The sequence below is a fragment of the Massilia sp. YIM B02763 genome, assembly GCF_030412015.1.
GTDB lineage: Bacteria > Pseudomonadota > Gammaproteobacteria > Burkholderiales > Burkholderiaceae_D > Telluria.
The window spans coordinates 358,921-376,627 of the sequence record NZ_JASNRD010000001.1 but is presented as its reverse complement, the minus strand read 5'-3'; the positions used below and the strand labels follow the sequence as shown (position 1 = coordinate 376,627).

19 protein-coding genes are annotated in these 17,707 nt (G+C 64.5%); 12 read left to right on the top strand and 7 right to left on the bottom strand.

What is annotated here, in order from left to right; genetic code table 11:
• Entirely contained in the window at positions 1-849 is an 849-nt protein-coding gene (locus QPK32_RS01610) for a pyruvate, water dikinase regulatory protein (protein ID WP_290411033.1), read from the bottom strand.
• Positions 850-1,126: 277 nt separating this feature from the next.
• Between QPK32_RS01610 and ppsA the strand changes: the two genes are divergently transcribed.
• Complete coding sequence (gene ppsA, locus QPK32_RS01605) at positions 1,127-3,481, top strand: phosphoenolpyruvate synthase (RefSeq protein ID WP_290411383.1); 2,355 nt, start codon at positions 1,127-1,129, stop codon at positions 3,479-3,481.
• Between the two features lie 92 nt (positions 3,482-3,573).
• On the opposite strand, the gene QPK32_RS01600 is transcribed toward ppsA, so the two are convergent.
• The gene (locus QPK32_RS01600) at positions 3,574-4,113 is read right to left on the bottom strand and encodes a hypothetical protein (RefSeq protein ID WP_290411032.1); all 540 of its coding nucleotides are present in this window, start codon (positions 4,111-4,113) and stop codon (positions 3,574-3,576) included.
• A gap of 109 nt (positions 4,114-4,222) precedes the next feature.
• On the opposite strand from QPK32_RS01600, the gene QPK32_RS01595 reads away from it, so the two are divergent.
• Positions 4,223-4,561, top strand: coding sequence for a hypothetical protein (locus QPK32_RS01595; RefSeq protein ID WP_290411031.1), 339 nt, complete (start codon positions 4,223-4,225; stop codon positions 4,559-4,561).
• Positions 4,562-4,577: 16 nt separating this feature from the next.
• On the opposite strand, the gene QPK32_RS01590 is transcribed toward QPK32_RS01595, so the two are convergent.
• Positions 4,578-5,333 (bottom strand): hypothetical protein, encoded by a 756-nt coding sequence (locus QPK32_RS01590; protein ID WP_290411030.1) that lies wholly within the window; start codon positions 5,331-5,333, stop codon positions 4,578-4,580.
• Between the two features lie 78 nt (positions 5,334-5,411).
• The gene (locus QPK32_RS01585) at positions 5,412-5,756 is read right to left on the bottom strand and encodes a YnfA family protein (RefSeq protein ID WP_290411029.1); all 345 of its coding nucleotides are present in this window, start codon (positions 5,754-5,756) and stop codon (positions 5,412-5,414) included.
• A gap of 259 nt (positions 5,757-6,015) precedes the next feature.
• Between QPK32_RS01585 and QPK32_RS01580 the strand changes: the two genes are divergently transcribed.
• The 3 genes from QPK32_RS01580 to QPK32_RS01570 are packed head-to-tail and all read left to right on the top strand — an operon-like array spanning position 6,016 to position 7,847.
• Positions 6,016-6,441: an NfeD family protein gene (locus tag QPK32_RS01580; RefSeq protein WP_290411028.1), complete on the top strand. Its 426-nt coding sequence runs from the start codon at positions 6,016-6,018 to the stop codon at positions 6,439-6,441.
• A 19-nt stretch (positions 6,442-6,460) separates the two neighbouring features.
• Positions 6,461-6,874, top strand: coding sequence for a hypothetical protein (locus QPK32_RS01575; protein WP_290411027.1), 414 nt, complete (start codon positions 6,461-6,463; stop codon positions 6,872-6,874).
• A gap of 52 nt (positions 6,875-6,926) precedes the next feature.
• Positions 6,927-7,847 carry an SPFH domain-containing protein gene (locus QPK32_RS01570; RefSeq protein ID WP_290411026.1) on the top strand — a complete coding sequence of 307 codons (921 nt, stop codon included), beginning with the start codon at positions 6,927-6,929 and terminating at the stop codon, positions 7,845-7,847.
• Positions 7,848-7,995: 148 nt separating this feature from the next.
• On the opposite strand, the gene QPK32_RS01565 is transcribed toward QPK32_RS01570, so the two are convergent.
• Complete coding sequence (locus QPK32_RS01565; RefSeq protein WP_290411025.1) at positions 7,996-10,209, bottom strand: TonB-dependent siderophore receptor; 2,214 nt, start codon at positions 10,207-10,209, stop codon at positions 7,996-7,998.
• 121 nt (positions 10,210-10,330) lie between these two features.
• Between QPK32_RS01565 and QPK32_RS01560 the strand changes: the two genes are divergently transcribed.
• From QPK32_RS01560 to QPK32_RS01545, 4 genes are all read left to right on the top strand, one after another.
• Positions 10,331-11,506: a PepSY domain-containing protein gene (locus QPK32_RS01560; protein ID WP_290411024.1), complete on the top strand. Its 1,176-nt coding sequence runs from the start codon at positions 10,331-10,333 to the stop codon at positions 11,504-11,506.
• The gene (locus tag QPK32_RS01555) at positions 11,503-11,694 is read left to right on the top strand and encodes a hypothetical protein (RefSeq protein ID WP_290411023.1); all 192 of its coding nucleotides are present in this window, start codon (positions 11,503-11,505) and stop codon (positions 11,692-11,694) included. Before QPK32_RS01560 ends, QPK32_RS01555 begins: the two co-directional genes overlap by 4 nt.
• A gap of 229 nt (positions 11,695-11,923) precedes the next feature.
• A complete protein-coding gene (gene lepB / locus QPK32_RS01550; RefSeq protein ID WP_290411022.1) occupies positions 11,924-12,598 on the top strand; it encodes a signal peptidase I in 675 nt (224 codons plus the stop codon).
• A gap of 162 nt (positions 12,599-12,760) precedes the next feature.
• Positions 12,761-13,966, top strand: a complete 1,206-nt coding sequence (locus QPK32_RS01545; RefSeq protein WP_290411021.1) for a multidrug effflux MFS transporter — start codon at positions 12,761-12,763, stop codon at positions 13,964-13,966.
• Between the two features lie 69 nt (positions 13,967-14,035).
• Here the strand turns inward: QPK32_RS01545 and smpB are convergent, their stop codons facing one another.
• On the bottom strand, positions 14,036-14,485 hold the full coding sequence (smpB, locus tag QPK32_RS01540; protein WP_290411020.1) for an SsrA-binding protein SmpB: 450 nt from the start codon (positions 14,483-14,485) through the stop codon (positions 14,036-14,038).
• 88 nt (positions 14,486-14,573) lie between these two features.
• On the opposite strand from smpB, the gene QPK32_RS01535 reads away from it, so the two are divergent.
• Both QPK32_RS01535 and QPK32_RS01530 read left to right on the top strand, forming a co-directional pair.
• Entirely contained in the window at positions 14,574-15,005 is a 432-nt protein-coding gene (locus QPK32_RS01535; RefSeq protein WP_290411019.1) for a type II toxin-antitoxin system RatA family toxin, read from the top strand.
• The gene (locus QPK32_RS01530; RefSeq protein WP_290411018.1) at positions 14,998-15,297 is read left to right on the top strand and encodes an RnfH family protein; all 300 of its coding nucleotides are present in this window, start codon (positions 14,998-15,000) and stop codon (positions 15,295-15,297) included. Before QPK32_RS01535 ends, QPK32_RS01530 begins: the two co-directional genes overlap by 8 nt.
• 154 nt (positions 15,298-15,451) lie before the next feature.
• On the opposite strand, the gene QPK32_RS01525 is transcribed toward QPK32_RS01530, so the two are convergent.
• A complete protein-coding gene (locus QPK32_RS01525; RefSeq protein ID WP_290411017.1) occupies positions 15,452-15,973 on the bottom strand; it encodes a DUF4124 domain-containing protein in 522 nt (173 codons plus the stop codon).
• Positions 15,974-16,138: 165 nt separating this feature from the next.
• Here QPK32_RS01525 and guaB point away from each other — a divergent pair, with 165 nt between their 5' ends.
• Positions 16,139-17,599, top strand: a complete 1,461-nt coding sequence (gene guaB, locus QPK32_RS01520; RefSeq protein WP_290411016.1) for an IMP dehydrogenase — start codon at positions 16,139-16,141, stop codon at positions 17,597-17,599.
• Positions 17,600-17,707 lie beyond the last annotated feature (108 nt).

Here is a 17,707-nt window from a genome sequence, read left to right as displayed (position 1 = left end):
TCAGTACTCGCGTCGGTCCGGCTTGATCTCCTGCAGGATGGTGGTCGAGATCTCCTCGATCGACTTGGTCGTCGAGGACAGCCAGCGGATGCCTTCGCGGCGCATCAGCGCTTCCGCCTCGTTGACCTCGTAGCGGCAATTCTCCAGCGCCGCGTACTTGCTGCCGGCGCGCCGCTCGTTGCGGATCTGGGACAGGCGCTCGGGCGTGATCGTCAGTCCGAACAGCTTGTGCTTGAACTCGGGCAAGGCCGAGGGCAGGCGGCCGCGTTCGAAATCGTCCGGAATCAAGGGGTAGTTGGCCGCCTTGATGCCATATTGCATCGCAAGATAAAGACTCGTCGGCGTCTTGCCGGAGCGCGAGACGCCGACGAGGATCACGTCCGCCTCGGCCAGGTTCTTGTGCGACTGGCCGTCGTCGTGCGCCAGCGAGAAGTTGATGGCTTCGATGCGGTTCTTGTACTCCTCGGTATCGACCGTGTTGTGGATGCGGCCGATCGTGTGCGTCGACTTCACGCCCAGTTCCTGCTCCAGCGGCGCGACGAAGGTCTGGAACAGGTCCATGTGCATGCCTTGCGCCGCGCGGATGATGCTCGACAGGTCGTGCTTGACGAGGGTCGAAAACACGATGGGGCGCTGGCCGTCGCCGGCGGCCGCTTCATTGATGCGGCGCGCCGCCTCGTAGGCCTTCTCGATGGTATCGATGAAGGGCAGGCGGATCTGGCGGAAGCGCATCTCGAACTGGCTCAGCACCGCATGGCCGAATGTTTCCGCAGTGATACCCGTGCCGTCGGATACGAAGAACACGGTACGCGCGGCGCTCGGATTGGATGGGGTGCTTACTGGAGTCATGGTCTCTTTTCAATCATCAGATAACAAAGTTGCAGCAACCGCGCTGTCAGAATCAGGCGTACGGGGTAGAATGCTCTGCAACAGATTTCGGGTTGTGCCGTGCAGCATTTCAGAAGAATAACAAGAAACGCCGCTGTGCCGCCGACCGCACAGATTTCCATCATCAAAAAGGTGTTTTACCATGACTAACCTGTCTACTGCAGCATTGAAGGTAGCCGATCCAGCGGCGGGCGGCGCCGGCAACGGCGTCTACGTCGCTCCGTTCGAGCAATTGCGCATGACCGACGTCGAGTCGGTCGGCGGCAAGAACGCCTCGCTCGGCGAGATGATCAGCCAGCTGGCCGAGGCCGGCGTGCGCGTGCCGGGCGGCTTTGCCACCACGGCCGAGGCTTTCCGCGACTTCCTGCGCCACAGCGCGGACGGCGGCCCTTCGCTCGGCGACCGCATCGCCAAGCGCCTGGAAAGCCTGGACGTGGACGACGTGCGCGCCCTGGCCGCCGCCGGCGCCGAAATCCGCCAGTGGATCGTCGACACCCCGTTCCAGCCGCGCCTGGAGCAGGAAATCCGCGACTATTACGAACGCCTGGTCGCCGACAGCAGTACGGAAGTGTCGTTCGCCGTGCGTTCCTCGGCCACCGCGGAAGACTTGCCGGACGCCTCGTTCGCGGGCCAGCAGGAAACCTTCCTGAACGTGGTCGGCATCGACAACGTGCTGGAAGCGATGAAGCACGTGTTCGCCTCGCTGTACAACGACCGCGCGATCTCCTACCGCGTCCATAAAGGCTTCACCCACGCCGAAGTGGCGCTGTCGGCCGGCGTGCAGCGCATGGTGCGTTCCGACCTGGGCGCGGCCGGCGTCATGTTCACCATCGACACGGAATCGGGCTTCAAGGACGTCGTGTTCGTCACCTCGAGCTACGGCCTGGGCGAGACCGTCGTGCAGGGCGCCGTCAACCCGGACGAGTTCTACGTCCACAAGCCGATGCTGGAGCAGGGCAAGAAGCCCGTCATCCGCCGCAACATCGGCTCGAAACTGATCAAGATGGAATTCGCGCCGGAAGCCAAGGCGGGCCGCTCGGTGCAGACCGTGGACGTGCCGGTCGAGCTGCGCAACCGCTACTCGCTGACCGACGACGAGGTCGTCGAGCTGGCCAAGTATGCCGTCATCATCGAGAAGCATTACGGCCGCCCGATGGACATCGAGTGGGGCAAGGACGGCCGCGACGGCAAGCTGTACATCCTGCAGGCGCGTCCGGAAACCGTGAAGTCGCAGCAGAAGGCGACCGACACCCAGCAGCGCTTCCAGCTGAAGGGCACGGGCACCGTGCTGACTTCGGGCCGCGCCATCGGCCAGAAGATCGGCGCCGGCCCCGTGCGCGTGATCAACGACCCGTCCGAGATGGAACGCGTGCAGCCGGGCGACGTGCTGGTGGCCGACATGACCGACCCGAACTGGGAACCCGTCATGAAGCGCGCCTCGGCGATCGTCACCAATCGCGGCGGCCGCACCTGCCACGCGGCGATCATCGCCCGTGAACTGGGCGTGCCGGCCGTCGTCGGCTGCGGCGACGCCACCGAGGCGCTGAAGGACGGCACCTTCGTCACCGTCTCGTGCGCCGAGGGCGACGAAGGCAAGATCTACGACGGCCTGCTGGAAACGGAAATCTCCGAGGTCAAGAGCGGCGACCTGCCTAAGATCGCCACCAAGATCATGATGAACGTGGGTAACCCGCAACTGGCCTTCGACTTCCAGTCGATCCCGAACGGCGGCGTCGGCCTGGCGCGCCTGGAGTTCATCATCAACAACAATATCGGCGTGCACCCGAAGGCCATCCTCGAGTACCCGAACATCGACAACGACCTCAAGAAGGCCGTGGAATCGGTGGCCCGCGGCCACGCCTCGCCGCGCGCGTTCTACGTCGACAAGCTGGCCGAAGGCGTGGCGACCATCGCCGCCGCGTTCTGGCCGAAGCCCGTCATCGTGCGCCTGTCCGACTTCAAGTCGAACGAGTACAAGAAGCTGATCGGCGGTTCGCGCTACGAGCCGGACGAGGAAAACCCGATGCTGGGCTTCCGCGGCGCCGCCCGCTACATCTCCGACGACTTCGCCGAGTCCTTCGAGATGGAATGCATGGCCATGAAGCGCGTGCGCGAGGAAATGGGCCTGACCAACGTCGAGATCATGATCCCGTTCGTGCGCACGCTGGGCCAGGCCGAGAAGGTCATCGGGCTGCTGGCGAAATACGGCCTGAAGCGCGGAGAAAACGGCCTGCGCGTCATCATGATGTGCGAAGTCCCGTCGAACGCCATCCTGGCCGAGCAGTTCCTGGACTACTTCGACGGCTTCTCGATCGGCTCGAACGACCTCACCCAGCTGACCCTGGGCCTGGACCGCGACTCCGGCATGGAGCTGCTGGCCAAGGACTTCGACGAGCGCGACCCGGCCGTGAAAGCCATGCTGTCGCTGGCGATCAAGGCCTGCCAGAAGCAGGGCAAGTACGTGGGCATCTGCGGCCAGGGGCCGTCGGACAACCCGGACTTCGCGGAATGGCTGATGGAGCAGGGCATCGAGTCGATGTCGCTGAACCCGGATTCGGTGATCGAGACGTGGCAGAAGCTGGCGAAGCTGTAAGCGTCTGATGGACGCTGGCCGAGCGCGGCCGGTGTCATGCATTGTAAAGACCCCGGTGCCGATGGCCCGGGGTTTTTTATGGGAAAGCGCGGTTATCGAAATGCGCTCCGTATCGCCCCAAGCTCGGCAAACTTGGTTTTTAGATCTTCGACTTGCTTCGGGCCAAGCCCGACTTTGAGGTTCGTCCACGTCCCGTCGAAATTACTGACGTAGCTCCAAAGCCGCTTCACGATGAGCGTGGACCCGTCGAGTGTCGCATCGAGCAAGCTGATTTCGGTGGATCCGTTATCTTGAAACGCATATGTAGCGCTCGGTTCTCGTCGCGCGGCCGTTTGCCATTCCTGTGCTTGTCGCGATGACTCCGGGCAAATTTTCGTGACGAAAAAGGGATAGATGCTTTTGCTTACTTCCCTCACCTCATTCAAGAGAGCGTGGACCCGCTCATCTCCCGTGTCACGAAGTTCCTTGGAGTTCGCGGCATAGTCGAATGCCAGAATTGCGTCAAACAGCTCTTCCAGCGATCCTTGTCGATTGATGCGCTCGTGATAAGGATTTGACGAGATGTCATCAAGTGCCTTCGATAAACTCCGGAGTTCGAAAAGGGCATCGGCGAACTGGTTTTGACTGGTCATCTTTTTCCTTGCCGGATATAAGGCCTGCTGTGAAGATTGGTTTCCAGGCCATGATGCATTATGCTTAAAACAAGTCGGCGCTGCCGCTGAATCGATTATTGGAGTCCATATGCATCGCCTTGTCGTCATGATGGTCCTGCTCGGCATCGGGAGCGCCAGCTTCGCCAAAGAGCCTGCGTTCTGCAAATCCGTGTGCGGCTCAGAGAGGAACACCTGCCGTGCCAATGCGCAGGCCAGCGAAAAGTCGGAGGGCCTGTTGCCGACGAGTGTGCCGGAAAAAAATCCGTTTGCGCGGACGGCGCAGCTCCAGATGAGGTCCGACGACGGTGGCGCGCTGGAGAAGGCGGGGAACGACCAGCGCAGGATGTCGCGGGTCGGGCAGTGCGAACAGACCTACCAGCGCTGTACGCGCGGGTGCAGCAAGCCTGCCGAGCCCAAGGCAGGGTGAGCTCAGGCTGGCGGCATCACTGGGGAATCCGTTCCGTGACACGTTGGAGCAACTGAGCCGCTAATGCAAGGATTGGTCCAGCCGTATTATCCTCCTGGAGCGCCAAAAAAGGGCCTTCACCGAAGTACAGGCCATCCGACACGAGAAATGTAAGGCGAACGTTTCCTACTCTCGGCGGCGGCAATCGCTGTTCTTCCCACGGACCGATCTTCTCGATAACTGGTTGAGCGGCCGATATCAAACCCTTCGCCAAGTGCGCAACCGGATGTGCGTCACCCTCGAACACAGCCACTTTGCCCGACTGATTCAAATAGCGCACTCCGCCTTCATTGAATGCGGCGAGCACGTCCAAGCCCTGTGCGAAGCGAACCTCGACGATTACGCCCAGCAGGTTCTTCGCCGGGAGCACTTCACCGCGGGCGCGTAAGCGGTTAAAGGCAAGCGCACGTACCCTACCTTCATTGCTAATGTTGTTTGCGATCTCCAAAAGCGCGGCGCTATCCGCTTGAGCAGCCAACAACACTGGCCACAGACCATCGTCCGGCTCGTTCGTCCGGCTCTTGAACAGGTCCAGGTCGTCGCAGAAAAGCAGGTTGTATAAAAGATTGACGTGCGGCTCCGCATAAGGGGCGTGAAGTCCTGTCGTCTCTACTGCGCCGCTGGAACCCGAATTTTTGCCAAAAGCAGAAAATAATTTTTTGAGCATATCGATAACCCGCACACGGGATCTGTCAATGGAGAACCGTGAAACCATATCAAGAAAATCCAACACATTAGATCTGCAAAAGGACATCGCAGATCTGCATCAAAGTGACATCTTCACTTTACGTGTGGAGGATTGTCGTTGAAGTCATGAGTGACAAGACGTCAATGGTTGCAGAGCGATGACCGCCATCCCGACCAGCGCGATGCCGGCGCCCGCCACATCCCAGCGTGTCAATGCAACCCCATCCACGAACCGCAGCCACAGCAGCGCAACGGCGATATACATGCCGCCGTATGCCGCATACGTGCGTCCGGCTGCTGCGGGATGCAGCGTCAGCAACCAGGCGAACAGCGCCAGCGACAAGGCGGCAGGCAGCAGCATCCATGGCGTGCGGCCGCCTTTGACGACGAGCCACGGCAGGTAGCAGCCGACGATCTCGGCGACGGCGGTCACGGCGAACAGGGCGGCAAGCTTGGCGAAGGCAAACACGGGCGATCCGGCGAGGCAAAGCGGCCACCATACACGGCGCTTGAGCGAACGGCAATCTTGCAGAAAAGAATGTAACAAAAGGGATTGGCAGATTGACACACCGTACCGACGCGGTAGACTGGCCGTGTAGACCGACATAGATCACCTACAAACAATAAAAATCGCCATCGACGCACGGGAAACCCACGCAGAACCCTCGTTACCCGGGCCGGGCAGCGAGGGTTTTATCTTTTGAAACGCCTACATGGAGGAGACCGCCATGGCTGACTGGATGGGCTGGCTCGTAGCGGCCGGCTTGCTCGTGATCCTGGAATTGTTCACCGGGACCTTTTATCTCCTGATGATCGCCATCGGCCTGGCGCTGGGCGGCATCGTCGCGCTCGCCGGGGCCGGGCCGTCCGTGCAGGCGATCGTGGCGGGCATCGCCGGCGTGCTGGCGACGGGGCTGCTGCATCGATCGCGCTTCGGTCGCCGGCAACGGCATGACCCCAGCCGCGACCGCAACGTCAACCTGGACATCGGCCAGCGCGTCACCGTGCCCGCCTGGGACAACGGCCGCGCGCGCGTGATGTACCGCGGTGCGCTGTGGGACGTCGAGCTGGGCCACGGCGCTACGCCGCACGCGGGCGACTTCCGCATCGTCGAAGTCCATGGGAGCCGCCTCGTCGTGGCGAATCACTTATAGCAAGCAAGCGAGGATGAGCATGACGCACGCACATGGCATGGCAACGCCCGATCAACCGGCGGGGGAACGTCCCGCACTGACGCAGCGGCAGGTGCTCGGCCTGCTGCTGGCGCTGGCCCTGGCGGCCGGCCTGGCCGATCCGAGGACGATGGGACAGGTGTCGCACCTCGTCTCGGACATGGTCGTCGAGCTGTCGTTCAGCTTCCTGGCCTTCTACTGGTATCGCCTGGACAGCGACGCGCGCCAGTACCGGCGCTCGCTGCTGTTGAATGCCGCCGTGATCGGCCTGGGCACCGTCGCGGTGCCGTACTACCTGCTGCGCAGCCGCCCATGGGGCCAGAAGTGGCGTGCGGTGCTGCGCGCCTTCGGCTTCATGCTGTTGCTGTCGGCGACGCTGGCCGCGGGCCTGCTGATCCACGCCGCGCTGGCCTGAGCGGCGCGACCGGTTTCCACGATTTCCATCATCGACAACAGAAGGGATGTCCATGCAATTCTCGTTCGGTACGTTCGCGCTGGTGATCTTCATCATCGCGCTGGTGTTCGTCTTCAAGACCATCAACGTGGTGCCGCAGCAGCATGCCTGGGTCGTCGAGCGCCTCGGCAAATACCATGCGACGCTGGCGCCGGGCCTGAACATCGTCGTGCCCTTCATCGACCGCATCGCCTATAAACACAGCCTGAAGGAGATCCCGCTCGACGTGCCGCCGCAGGTCTGCATCACGCGCGACAACACGCAGCTGCAGGTGGACGGCATCCTGTACTTCCAGGTGACGGACGCGATGCGCGCGTCCTACGGCTCCTCCAACTACATCGCCGCCATCACGCAGCTGGCCCAGACCACGCTGCGTTCCGTGATCGGCAAGATGGAGCTCGACAAGACCTTCGAGGAGCGCGACCACATCAACACGACCATCGTCAACGCCATCGACGAGTCGGCCGCCAACTGGGGCGTGAAGGTGCTGCGCTACGAGATCAAGGACCTCACGCCGCCGGCCGAGATCCTGCATGCGATGCAGCGCCAGATCACGGCGGAGCGCGAGAAGCGCGCGCTGATCGCCGCGTCCGAAGGCCGGCGCCAGGAGGCGATCAATATCGCCAGCGGCGAGCGGGAAGCGCAGATCGCGCGGTCGGAAGGAGAGAAGCAGGCGGCGATCAACCGCGCGCAGGGCGAGGCGACGGCCATCGTGGCGCTGGCCGAAGCCAGTTCCTCGGCGCTGCGCCAGGTGGGGGATGCGATCCGTTCGCCGGGCGGCATCGATGCCGTCAACCTGCGCGTGGCGGAACACTACGTCGATGCGTTCGGCAAGCTGGCCAAGACGAACAATTCGATCATCGTGCCGGCGGACCTGGGGGACATGAGCGGCTTGATTGCCAGTGCGCTGCAGATCGTGAAGTCGCAGCGCTAAGCGGCGCGGGTGTGCGCGCGATGGTGGGCACGTGGTGCCCACCCTACGTGGATTCACAGGGTGATTGCACGCGTGGACGGGGGACTCGTCCACCCTACGGTTGCGGTAGGGTGGACGGCTTGCCGTCCACGCGTTCAACGGCGGTCGATCAGAAGTCGACCGTCGCCGACACCGTGAAGGTACGCGGCGCCGCCAGCACCAGGTAGCTGGAGCCCGGATAGCCGCCCGTCGAGGCCCAGTAGTCGCGGTCGAACGCATTGTCGACGCGGGCGCGGAAGGTCACGTCGCGGTCCATGATGCGGGTCGCGTAGTTGGCGCCCAGGTCCACGCGCGTCCACGACGGCAGGCGCTGCGTGTTGGCGGCGTCGGCGTACTGCTTCGACGTGTACACGGTGCGCGCGTTCAGCGACAGGCCCGGCACCTGGCGGACGTCCCACTCGGCGCCCAGGTTCAGCTGCGTTTCCGGCACGCCGATCGCGTCGTTGCCGGCGTTGATGCCGCCCTGGGTGCGGCGCTGTTCTGCGTCGAGCAGGGTCAGGCCGCCCAGCACGCGCACGCCCGGCGCGGCGATGCCGAACACGGACAGCTCGGCGCCGCGGTTGCGCTGCTCGCCGTTCAGGCCGAAGATGCGGTCCTGCACGAAACCCATCGGCTGCGAGGTGGTGAAGAAGGACAGGCTGGCGCCCAGCTTGCCGCTGTCGACCTTCACGCCTACTTCCTTCTGGCGCGAGGTGTACGGGGCGAAGATCTGGCCCTGGTTGACGACGTCCGGACCCGATGCCGTCGGGCCCTGCTGCAGCGCCTCGATGTAGTTGGCGTAGACCGAGACGTTCTTCAGCGGCTTGTAGACGAGGCCCAGCACCGGCGTGTTGGCGCTCTGGTCGTAGCCGGCATTCTGCGCGCCCGTGTTGTAGTCGTAGCCGTAGGCCTTGATGGTCTGGCGGCGGATGCCGACCGTGGCCAGGAAGCGGTCGTCGAACATCGACATGGTGTCGGCCACCGCGTAGCTGCTCAGGATCGTCTTCGCGGTCAGCAGCGGGTTGCTCATCGAGCCGCCGGTGAAGGCGGTGTTCGACGGCGCCGCGACGTCGACCGGGTTGTACAGATTCGACGTCCAGCCGGAGAAGTCGCCCAGCGCGTAGGCGTTGCGCGACTTCAGCTCCAGCCACGAGGCGGTGGTGCTGATCGTGTGCCAGACCGGGCCCGTGGTGAAGGCGCCGCGCAGGCCGATCTCGCCGGTGCGGTTCTGGTCCTTGCGGAAGTTGTCGAAGCGCGTCATCAGCAGGCCGCCGCTGGTGTTGGTGTTCGTCGCCTGGCCCAGCACATTGTATTCCTCGCCGTTGCGCGCGCCCGCCGCGGCCCAGGCCACGGCGTCCGGTCCCAGGTCGACTTCGGCGCGCACGTTGCCGAAGGTGTCGCGCTCGTTGGACTTGGTCCACGGCTGGGCGAAGTTCTTGTCGGCGTCCGGGGCGCTCGGCAGCGGCACGCCGGCGCTCGGCGTCACGCTCGGGCGCGGAGCGTCCAGGTTGTGCTCCTGGAAGCCGATGTCGGCCGACAGGCGGTAGTTGTCGCCGCGGTAGTCCAGGCCGATGGAGAGCACGTTCAGCTCGCGCTTCTCGCGGTCGACCGAGGTGTCGCCGTCGCGGCGCACGCCGTTGATGCGGATGCCGCCGCGGCCGTCGTCGAAGCGGCGCGCGACGTCGAAGGCGCCGTAGCCCTGGCCGCCGGATTCGACGCCCAGCGTGACCTGGTTCAGGTCCTTGTTCGGGGCGCGCTTGGGCACCAGGTTGATCATGCCGCCGATGCCGCCGCCGCCCGGGCCGACGCCGTTGACGAAGGTGTTCGCGCCATGGAAGACCTCCACGCGCTCGAGCAGTTCGGAGGCGACGAACTGGCGCGGCAGCAGGCCGTACAGGCCGTTGTAGGACAGGTCGTCCGAGTTGACCGGAAAGCCGCGGATCACGTACAGCTCCTGGTAGTTGCCGAAGCCGCGCGCCACGCGTACCGACGGGTCGTTCTGCACGACGTCGCCCACGCTGCGGGCCTGCTGGTCCTGGATCAGCGCGAGCGTGTAGTTGGTGGTGTTGAACGGGGTGTTCATGATGTCGACGTTGCCCAGCAGGCCCAGGCGGCCGCCGCGCGCCACCTGGCCGCCGGCGTAGGCGCCAGGCAGGCCCTGCGCCGAGGCGTCGGCCGAGGCGGTGACGACCACGGTCGACATCTTCTGGTCGGCCGGCGGCTGGCCGGCGTCGGCCGGCTGCGATTGCGCGAACGCGGCGCCGCTCGTCATGAGCAGGGCGGCCAGGGCGCACGGTGTCAACTTCGGCGTCAGGGGCAGGGTGGAGCGTACTGTCGTCTTCATGGAAACTCTTGTTGTTGGATGAGAATAATTATCATTATAGCGGCCGTCCTTGCCTTCGTAAATGAGAACCATTATTATCTGGTCTCGTTCGCAACGTAGGCCTGCTCCTGCCCGCTTTTCCATGTCGAATTCAACCCTGCGCGCGTGGTCCTGGATCCACAAGTGGAGCAGCCTGGTCTGCACCGTCTTCATGCTGCTGCTGTGCCTGACGGGCCTGCCGCTGATCTACCACCACGAAATCGGCCACCTGCTCGGCAACGAGATCGAGGCGCCCGCCGTCTCGCCGGAGCAGGCGCAGCAGCGCGCGAACCTGGACACCGTGATCGCCGCCGGCAAGGCGCGCTATCCGGACAAGGTCATGATGTACATGTCGCAGGACGCCGAGGAGCCCGCGTTCTGGTTCCTGACGATGGGCGCCCATGCGAACGACGAGAAATTCGTGTCGCTGGCCGTGGACGCGCGCACCGGCAAGTACGTGGCCGAACCGCCGATCGAGGGCGGCGGCTTCATGTCCATCATGTTCCACCTGCACGTCGACCTGTTCGCCGGCCTGTGGGGCAAGCTGTTCCTCGGTTTCATGGGCCTGCTGCTCGTCGTCGCCATCGTTTCCGGCGTCGTGCTGTACGCGCCGTTCATGCGCAAGCTCGATTTCGGCGCCGTGCGCCACGGCCGCACGGCGCGCCTGAAGTGGCTGGACCTGCACAACCTGCTGGGCATCGTCACGCTCGTGTGGGCGCTGGTCGTCGGCTGCACGGGCGTGATCAACACCCTGGCGGACGTGCTGCTGAAGGTATGGCAGGCCACCGAGATCGCCGAGATGACCAAGCCCTACCAGGGCCAGCCCATCCCGACCACGTTGGCGTCGATGGAGACCTCGGTGAAGCGCGCGGAAAGCGCGGAGCCGGGCATGAAGGTCGGCTTCATCGCCTTCCCGGGCACGCCGTTCGCCACGCCGCACCACTACGGCGTCTACATGCACGGCGACCAGGCCCTGACGTCGCGCCTGTACAAGCCCGTGCTGGTCGACGCGACCAATGCGCAGATCACCGACCGCCGCAACCTGCCGTGGTACCTGACGGCGCTGCTGGTCTCGCAGCCGCTGCACTTCGGCGACTACGGCGGGGCCGGCATGCAGTTCCTGTGGGCGCTGCTGGACGTCGCCACCATCATCGTGCTGGGCAGCGGCTTGTACCTGTGGGTCAAGCGCGGTCGCGCGGCGCAGAAGGCGGAGAAGGAGGCACGCCGCGCCGCTGGCCTGCGCGCGCCGGCGCTGGTGCGCGAAGGGGATGCGCGATGAAGACGGCAAGGCAGATCTGGCTGGCACCGGTCCTGCTGGGCATCGTGACGGTCGTGGGCCTGCTGTCGGCGCTGCTGGGCGACGGCGTGTGGGACATGGTGTCCGTCGTCGCGCTGGCCATTCCCGTGCTCACGATCGGCTGGTACTGGTCGCGGCCCCTGAAGTCACCGCACGAGCACGCGAAATAGCGTGCGAGACGGGCAGGGTGGACGGCTTGCCGTCCACGCGTCCAACAGGAGTCCGAATCGACGTTGCGGTCGCGCAGGGGACGGTCGGACGCGTGGACAGCGGAGCTGTCCACCCTACCGCATCGCCGACACCGACGTATGTATTGGTGCTTTAATCTTCTGTTAAGCATCGTCCCGCCCAACCCGCGTATAAATCCTGTTGAACCATAACGACAACAAGGAGTGCGCGGTGAAGAACCTGATCCGGAATAACAAAGGCTTTCTGGCGTTTCTCGTCCTGTTCGGCGTGTTCCGCACCGCGGTGGCCGACTGGAATCCGATCCCGTCCTCGTCCATGCATCCGAACCTGCTGGAAGGCGACGTGGTGCTGGTCAACCGCGTGGCCTTCGACCTGAAGGTGCCGCTCACCGACGTCGTGCTGGCCCGCCTGGGCGAACCGCAGCGCGGCGACATCGTCACCTTCCGCTCGCCGCGCGACGGCGAACTCCTGATCAAGCGCCTCGTCGCGCTGCCCGGCGACGTGGTCGAGATGCGCAACGAGCGCCTCTACATCAACGGCCGCGGCGCCGACTACCACGTCGTCGAGCACTCGATGGATTCCGTGGGCGGATCCGCCGTGCGCGCCGTGCAGCTGGCGGAATCGTTCAACGGCGCGCGCCGCCACATCCAGCTGATCCCGGACGTGATGGCGCCGCGCACCTTCGGTCCCGTCACCATCCCGCAAGGGCAGTACCTGATGCTGGGCGATAACCGCGACAACAGCGCCGACTCGCGCGTGATCGGCCTGGTGCCGCGCAAGCTGATCGTGGGCCGCGCCGAACGCGTGCTCGTATCGGCCGACTACCAGGGCAACTGGATGCCGCGCACGGAGCGTTTTGGCATGTCGCTGTACCGGCCGAATTGACCGCGAACGCGTGCGCCGTCGTCCCTGCGCAGGCAGGGACCCAATAGCGCGAATGCTGCCGTGGCGCCAATCGATTGGACCCCTGCCAGCGCAGGGGCGACGCGGTAGAATGCTGCCTTTCGGACTTGCATGGTGCAGTGCCGAGTTTTGAAAGGCATTCCTATGCAACGACTACTGACCGCCATCCTCGCCTGCCTCAGCATGGTGGGCCCGCTGGCGATCGATACCTACCTGCCGTCGATTCCCGCAATCGGCCAGGAATTCGGCGTCGGCGCCGTCGCCGTGCAGCAGACGCTGTCCGTGTTCCTGTTCACCTTCGCCTTCATGATGCTGTTCTACGGGACGCTGTCCGATTCCTTCGGCCGCCGTCCCGTGATCCTCGTCGCGCTGGCCGTCTATGTCGGCGCCTCGGCCGGCGCCGTGCTGGCGCCGTCGTTCGGCTGGCTGCTCGTGTGCCGCGCGCTGCAGGGCCTGTCGGCGGGCGCCGGTTCCGTCGTCGGCCAGGCTATCGTCCAGGACCGCTTCAACGGCGCCGACGCGCAGCGCGTCATGTCCCACATCCTGATGGTGTTCGGCCTGGCGCCGGCCATCGCGCCCGTGCTGGGCGGCTGGCTGCACGTGACCTTCGGCTGGCGCGCGACCTTCGTGTTCCTGTCGCTGTTCGCGCTCTTGATGATGCTGGTGGTGTGGAAGCTGCTGCCGGAAAGCCTGCCGCGCGAAAAGCGCCACGCCTTCCACGGCATGGCGATCCTGGCCAACTACGGCAAGGTGCTGCGCCATCCGCAGTTCCTGCTGCTGTCGCTGTCGGTGGGCCTGGCGTTCGCCGGCATCGCCATCTACATCGGCGCCGCCGCCAACTTCGTCATGGAGATCCTGGGCCTGCCGGAGACGGCGTTCGGCTGGATGTTCTTCCCGCTCGTGGGCGGCATGGTGGCCGGTTCGGCCTGGGGCGGCAAGCGCGCCACGAAGGTGCCGCCGGCGCGCCTGCGCCGCATCGGCTACGGCCTGATGGCGCTGGCCTGCGTGGCCAACCTGGGCTATGCGGCGGCCGTGTCGGACCGCGTGGCGGTGCCCTGGGCAGTGCTGCCCCTGATGGTGTTCACGTTCGGCCTGACGGTGGCGATGCCGGCGATCCAGGTGACGGCGCTGGGCCTGTTCCCGCACAATCGCGGCCTCGCGTCCTCGTTGCTGTCGTTCATCCAGATGATGTCGTTCGCGCTGGTGTCCGGGCTCGTGACGCCGCTGCTGTTCGGCAGTGCGACCAGGCTGGCGGCGGGACTGGCGGTGATGGTGGCGGCCAGCTTCGTGGCCTCGCTGCTGGCGGGAGCGGTGGAGCGCAAGGTGGACGGCTCGGCCACCGCGGCGTGATCCGGAGGCGGCCCGTGGCCGTCCGCACGTTTGCCGGCGCCCGCGTGACCGCGGCGCCGGTACAGTCCGTCAACGACGGTTGTTCTTCATCGCCTTTTCGATCTCGCGCTTGGCATCGCGATCGCGCTCGGTGTCGCGCTTGTCGTGCTGCTTCTTGCCCTTGGCCAGGCCCACTTCGCATTTCACGCGGCCAGCCTTGAAGTGCAGGTTCAGGGGCACCAGCGTGTAGCCGGAGCGCTCCACCTTGCCGACCAGCTTGTCGATCTCGGCCTTGTGCAGCAGCAGCTTGCGGGTGCGGATGGCTTCCGGATGGCTCCAGGCGGAGGCGGAAGAGAGCGCGCTGATGTGGGCGCCGAACAAGTACAGCTCGCCGTTGCGCACGACGACATAGGCCTCCTTGATCTGCACGCGTCCCTCGCGGATCGCCTTCACTTCCCAGCCTTCCAGCACCAGGCCGGCCTCGTAGCGGTCCTCGATGAAGTAGTCGAAAAAGGCTTTCTTATTATCAATAATACTCATGAAATAGCTAAAATGCGCGCGTCGGTTAAACTACGGTTGTCGCCCTCGCAGGGCAAACCACACCAACATCATAACAAACGGTTGACCAATGGCAGTAGTGCACAAATCAGTTTTCTTAGGCTATAGCGCCGAGCAGATGTTCGACCTGGTCGCAAAGGTCGAGGATTATCCCAAGTTCCTGCCCTGGTGCAGCGGCGTGAAAGTGATCGAACGCAGCGACGAGAAATTGACCGCCTGCCTGCAGATCAACTTCCATGGCGTGAAGCAGAGCTTCACGACGGCGAACCACAACCAGCGTCCGGCCCAGATGAAGATGCATCTCGTCGACGGACCTTTCAAGATGCTGGAAGCGACGTGGAGCTTCAAGTCGCTGCGCGAGGACGCCTGCAAGATCGACTTCGACATGCAGTACGAGTTCTCCAGCATCATCCTGGAACAGATCGTCGGCCCCGTGTTCGGCATGATCGCCAACACGATGGTCGATTCCTTCTGCAAGCGGGCCGAGGTCGTGTATGGCTGATACGGCCGGCGTCCAGGTCTGGGTGTCGTACGCAGCCGGCACGTTCGAATACCTGGAAGGCATGCAGGTGGCGCCCGGCACGACCATCGGCCAGGCCATCGAGCAGAGCGGGGTGCTGCAGGCCCATCCGGAGATCAACCTGGTGACGCAGCCCGTGGGCATCTACGCGAAGAAGAAGACGCTCGACACGGTGCTGCGCGAGCGCGACCGCATCGAGGTCTACCGGCCGCTGGTGGCGGATCCGAAGGATTCGCGCCGCAAGCGGGCGGCGAAGAAGGAAGCGGCGAAGTAACGCTGCCGTCGCTCCGGCGAAGGCCGGAGCCCATGCCGAAGCACCGAAGTCGCAACGTCGATAGCGTGCCGGAGTGTTTCAGGGATACGGGGTTCCGATGCTCGGCTTGGGTTCCCGCCTTCGCGGGAACGACCGTTGGTCTTGTTTTACGGGGTTACTGGCACTCGGCTCCCTGCATCCTGCGCGTCTCCGCCAGCCTGCGCGCCCGCTCTTCGTCCGAGACAAAACTCCGCTGTCCCTTTTCGTCGTACTCCGACAGGCGCGTTCCCGCCGTCAGCGTCATCTCGCGCCGCTTGAGGCTCTTGCAGCGCTCCATCTGCATCGTCTGCTTGTGCGCCGCCAGCTGCTCCTTCGTTTCCGCTTCGGCCTGCTGCGCCTGGCGTTTGCGGTAGTCCGCTTCGCGCTCGGCCAGCGTCGGCGCCGCCTTGGCGGGCTCGGCCGGGGCAGAAGCAGGGGCAGGGGCAGTGGCAGGTGCGGCGGACGGCGCCAACGCATCGAGCGTCCGAGGCTTTTTCAGGATGCGCGCCTCGGGCGTGCCGGCCGGGGGCGGGCGGTCGGAGAACACGCGTGTGCCCTTGTCGTCGATCCAGGAGTACTGTGCGAAGGCGGGGGCCGCCATCAGAACCAGCAGGAGAGGTAGGCCGGCACGCAGCCGCGGGAAAGTCGTCGGGGTCATCGAATTGTCGGTCAGTATTTCCTTGGATCACATACGCGATTTCGCCATGGTTGACCGGGCCTGTCAATTCATGGCTTTTTGCTATTTATGGCCTTTTTTGGCAATGTTGCGACGTTTTCCTGGAGTTTCTGTATAATTCGCTTTTGCGCCTATAGGAAATAAACTATGCGTCTCCTCCAGAAAGCACTCACGTTCGATGACGTGCTGCTCGTCCCGGCCTACTCCAACGTCCTCCCGGCCAACACGTCCCTGCGTACCAAGCTGACCCGGAATATCTCGCTGAACATTCCGCTGCTCTCCGCGGCCATGGACACCGTGACCGAAGCCCGCCTTGCAATCGCAATGGCGCAAGAGGGCGGCATCGGCATCATCCACAAGAACCTGCGCCCGGTCGACCAGGCCCGTGAAGTGGCCCGCGTCAAGCGTTTCGAAGCCGGCGTGTTGCGCGATCCGATCACCGTCCCGCCGACGATGAAGATCCGCGACGTCATCGCCCTGCAGCACCAGCACGGCTTCAGCGGCTTCCCGGTGGTCGAGGGCAAGCAGGTGGTGGGCATCATCACGAACCGTGACCTGCGCTTTGAAGAAGACCTGGATGCGGAAACGCGCACCAAGATGACCCCGCGCGAAGAGCTCGTGTACGTCAACGAAGACGCCGACACGGCCGAGGCGAAGCGCCTGATGAACAAGCACCGCCTGGAGCGCGTGCTGGTCGTCAACGACGCGTTCGAGCTGCGCGGCCTGATCACCGTGAAGGACATCCTGAAGTCGCACGAGCACCCGAACGCATCCAAGGACGCGCAGGGCAAGCTGCTGGTGGGCGCCGCAGTGGGCGTGGGCGAGAAGGACAAGGAACGCGTGGACCTGCTGGTCAAGGCCGGCGTGGACGTGCTGGTGGTCGACACCGCCCACGGCCACTCGCAAGGCATCCTGGACCGCGTGAAATGGATCAAAGAGAACTACCCTGAAGTCGACGTCATCGGTGGCAACATCGCCACCGCCGCCGCGGCCCGCGCACTGGTCGAGGCCGGCGCGGATGCGGTCAAGGTCGGCATCGGCCCGGGCTCGATCTGCACCACCCGTATCGTCGCCGGCGTCGGCGTGCCGCAGATCTACGCGATCTCGAGCGTGGCCGAAGCGCTGGAAGGCACGGGCGTGCCCTGCATCGCCGACGGCGGCATCCGCTACTCGGGCGACATCTCGAAGGCACTGGCGGCAGGCGCGCACACCGTCATGATGGGTTCGATGTTCGCCGGCACGGACGAGGCGCCGGGCGAAGTGATCCTGTACCAGGGCCGTTCGTACAAGTCCTACCGCGGCATGGGTTCGCTGGGCGCGATGGCGGAAGGCTCGGCTGACCGCTACTTCCAGGAATCGCAGTCGAAGGCCGAGAAGTTCGTGCCGGAAGGTATCGAAGGCCGCGTCGCCTACAAGGGCAGCGTGCTGGCGATCATCTACCAGCTGGTCGGCGGCGTGCGCCAGTCGCTGGGCTACTGCGGCTGCGCGACCATCGAGGAACTGCGTGCGAAAGCCGAGTTCGTCGAGATCACCTCGGCCGGCATGCGTGAATCGCACGTCCACGACGTGCAGATCACCAAAGAAGCGCCGAACTACCGTACCGAGTAAGCCACGAGACGCGGCCTGGTCGGCCGCGTTTTCGTATCGTAGGGTGGGCACCCCGTGCCCACCATGACGCGTGAATCATGTTGGCGCCAACGGGCGCCGACGAACATC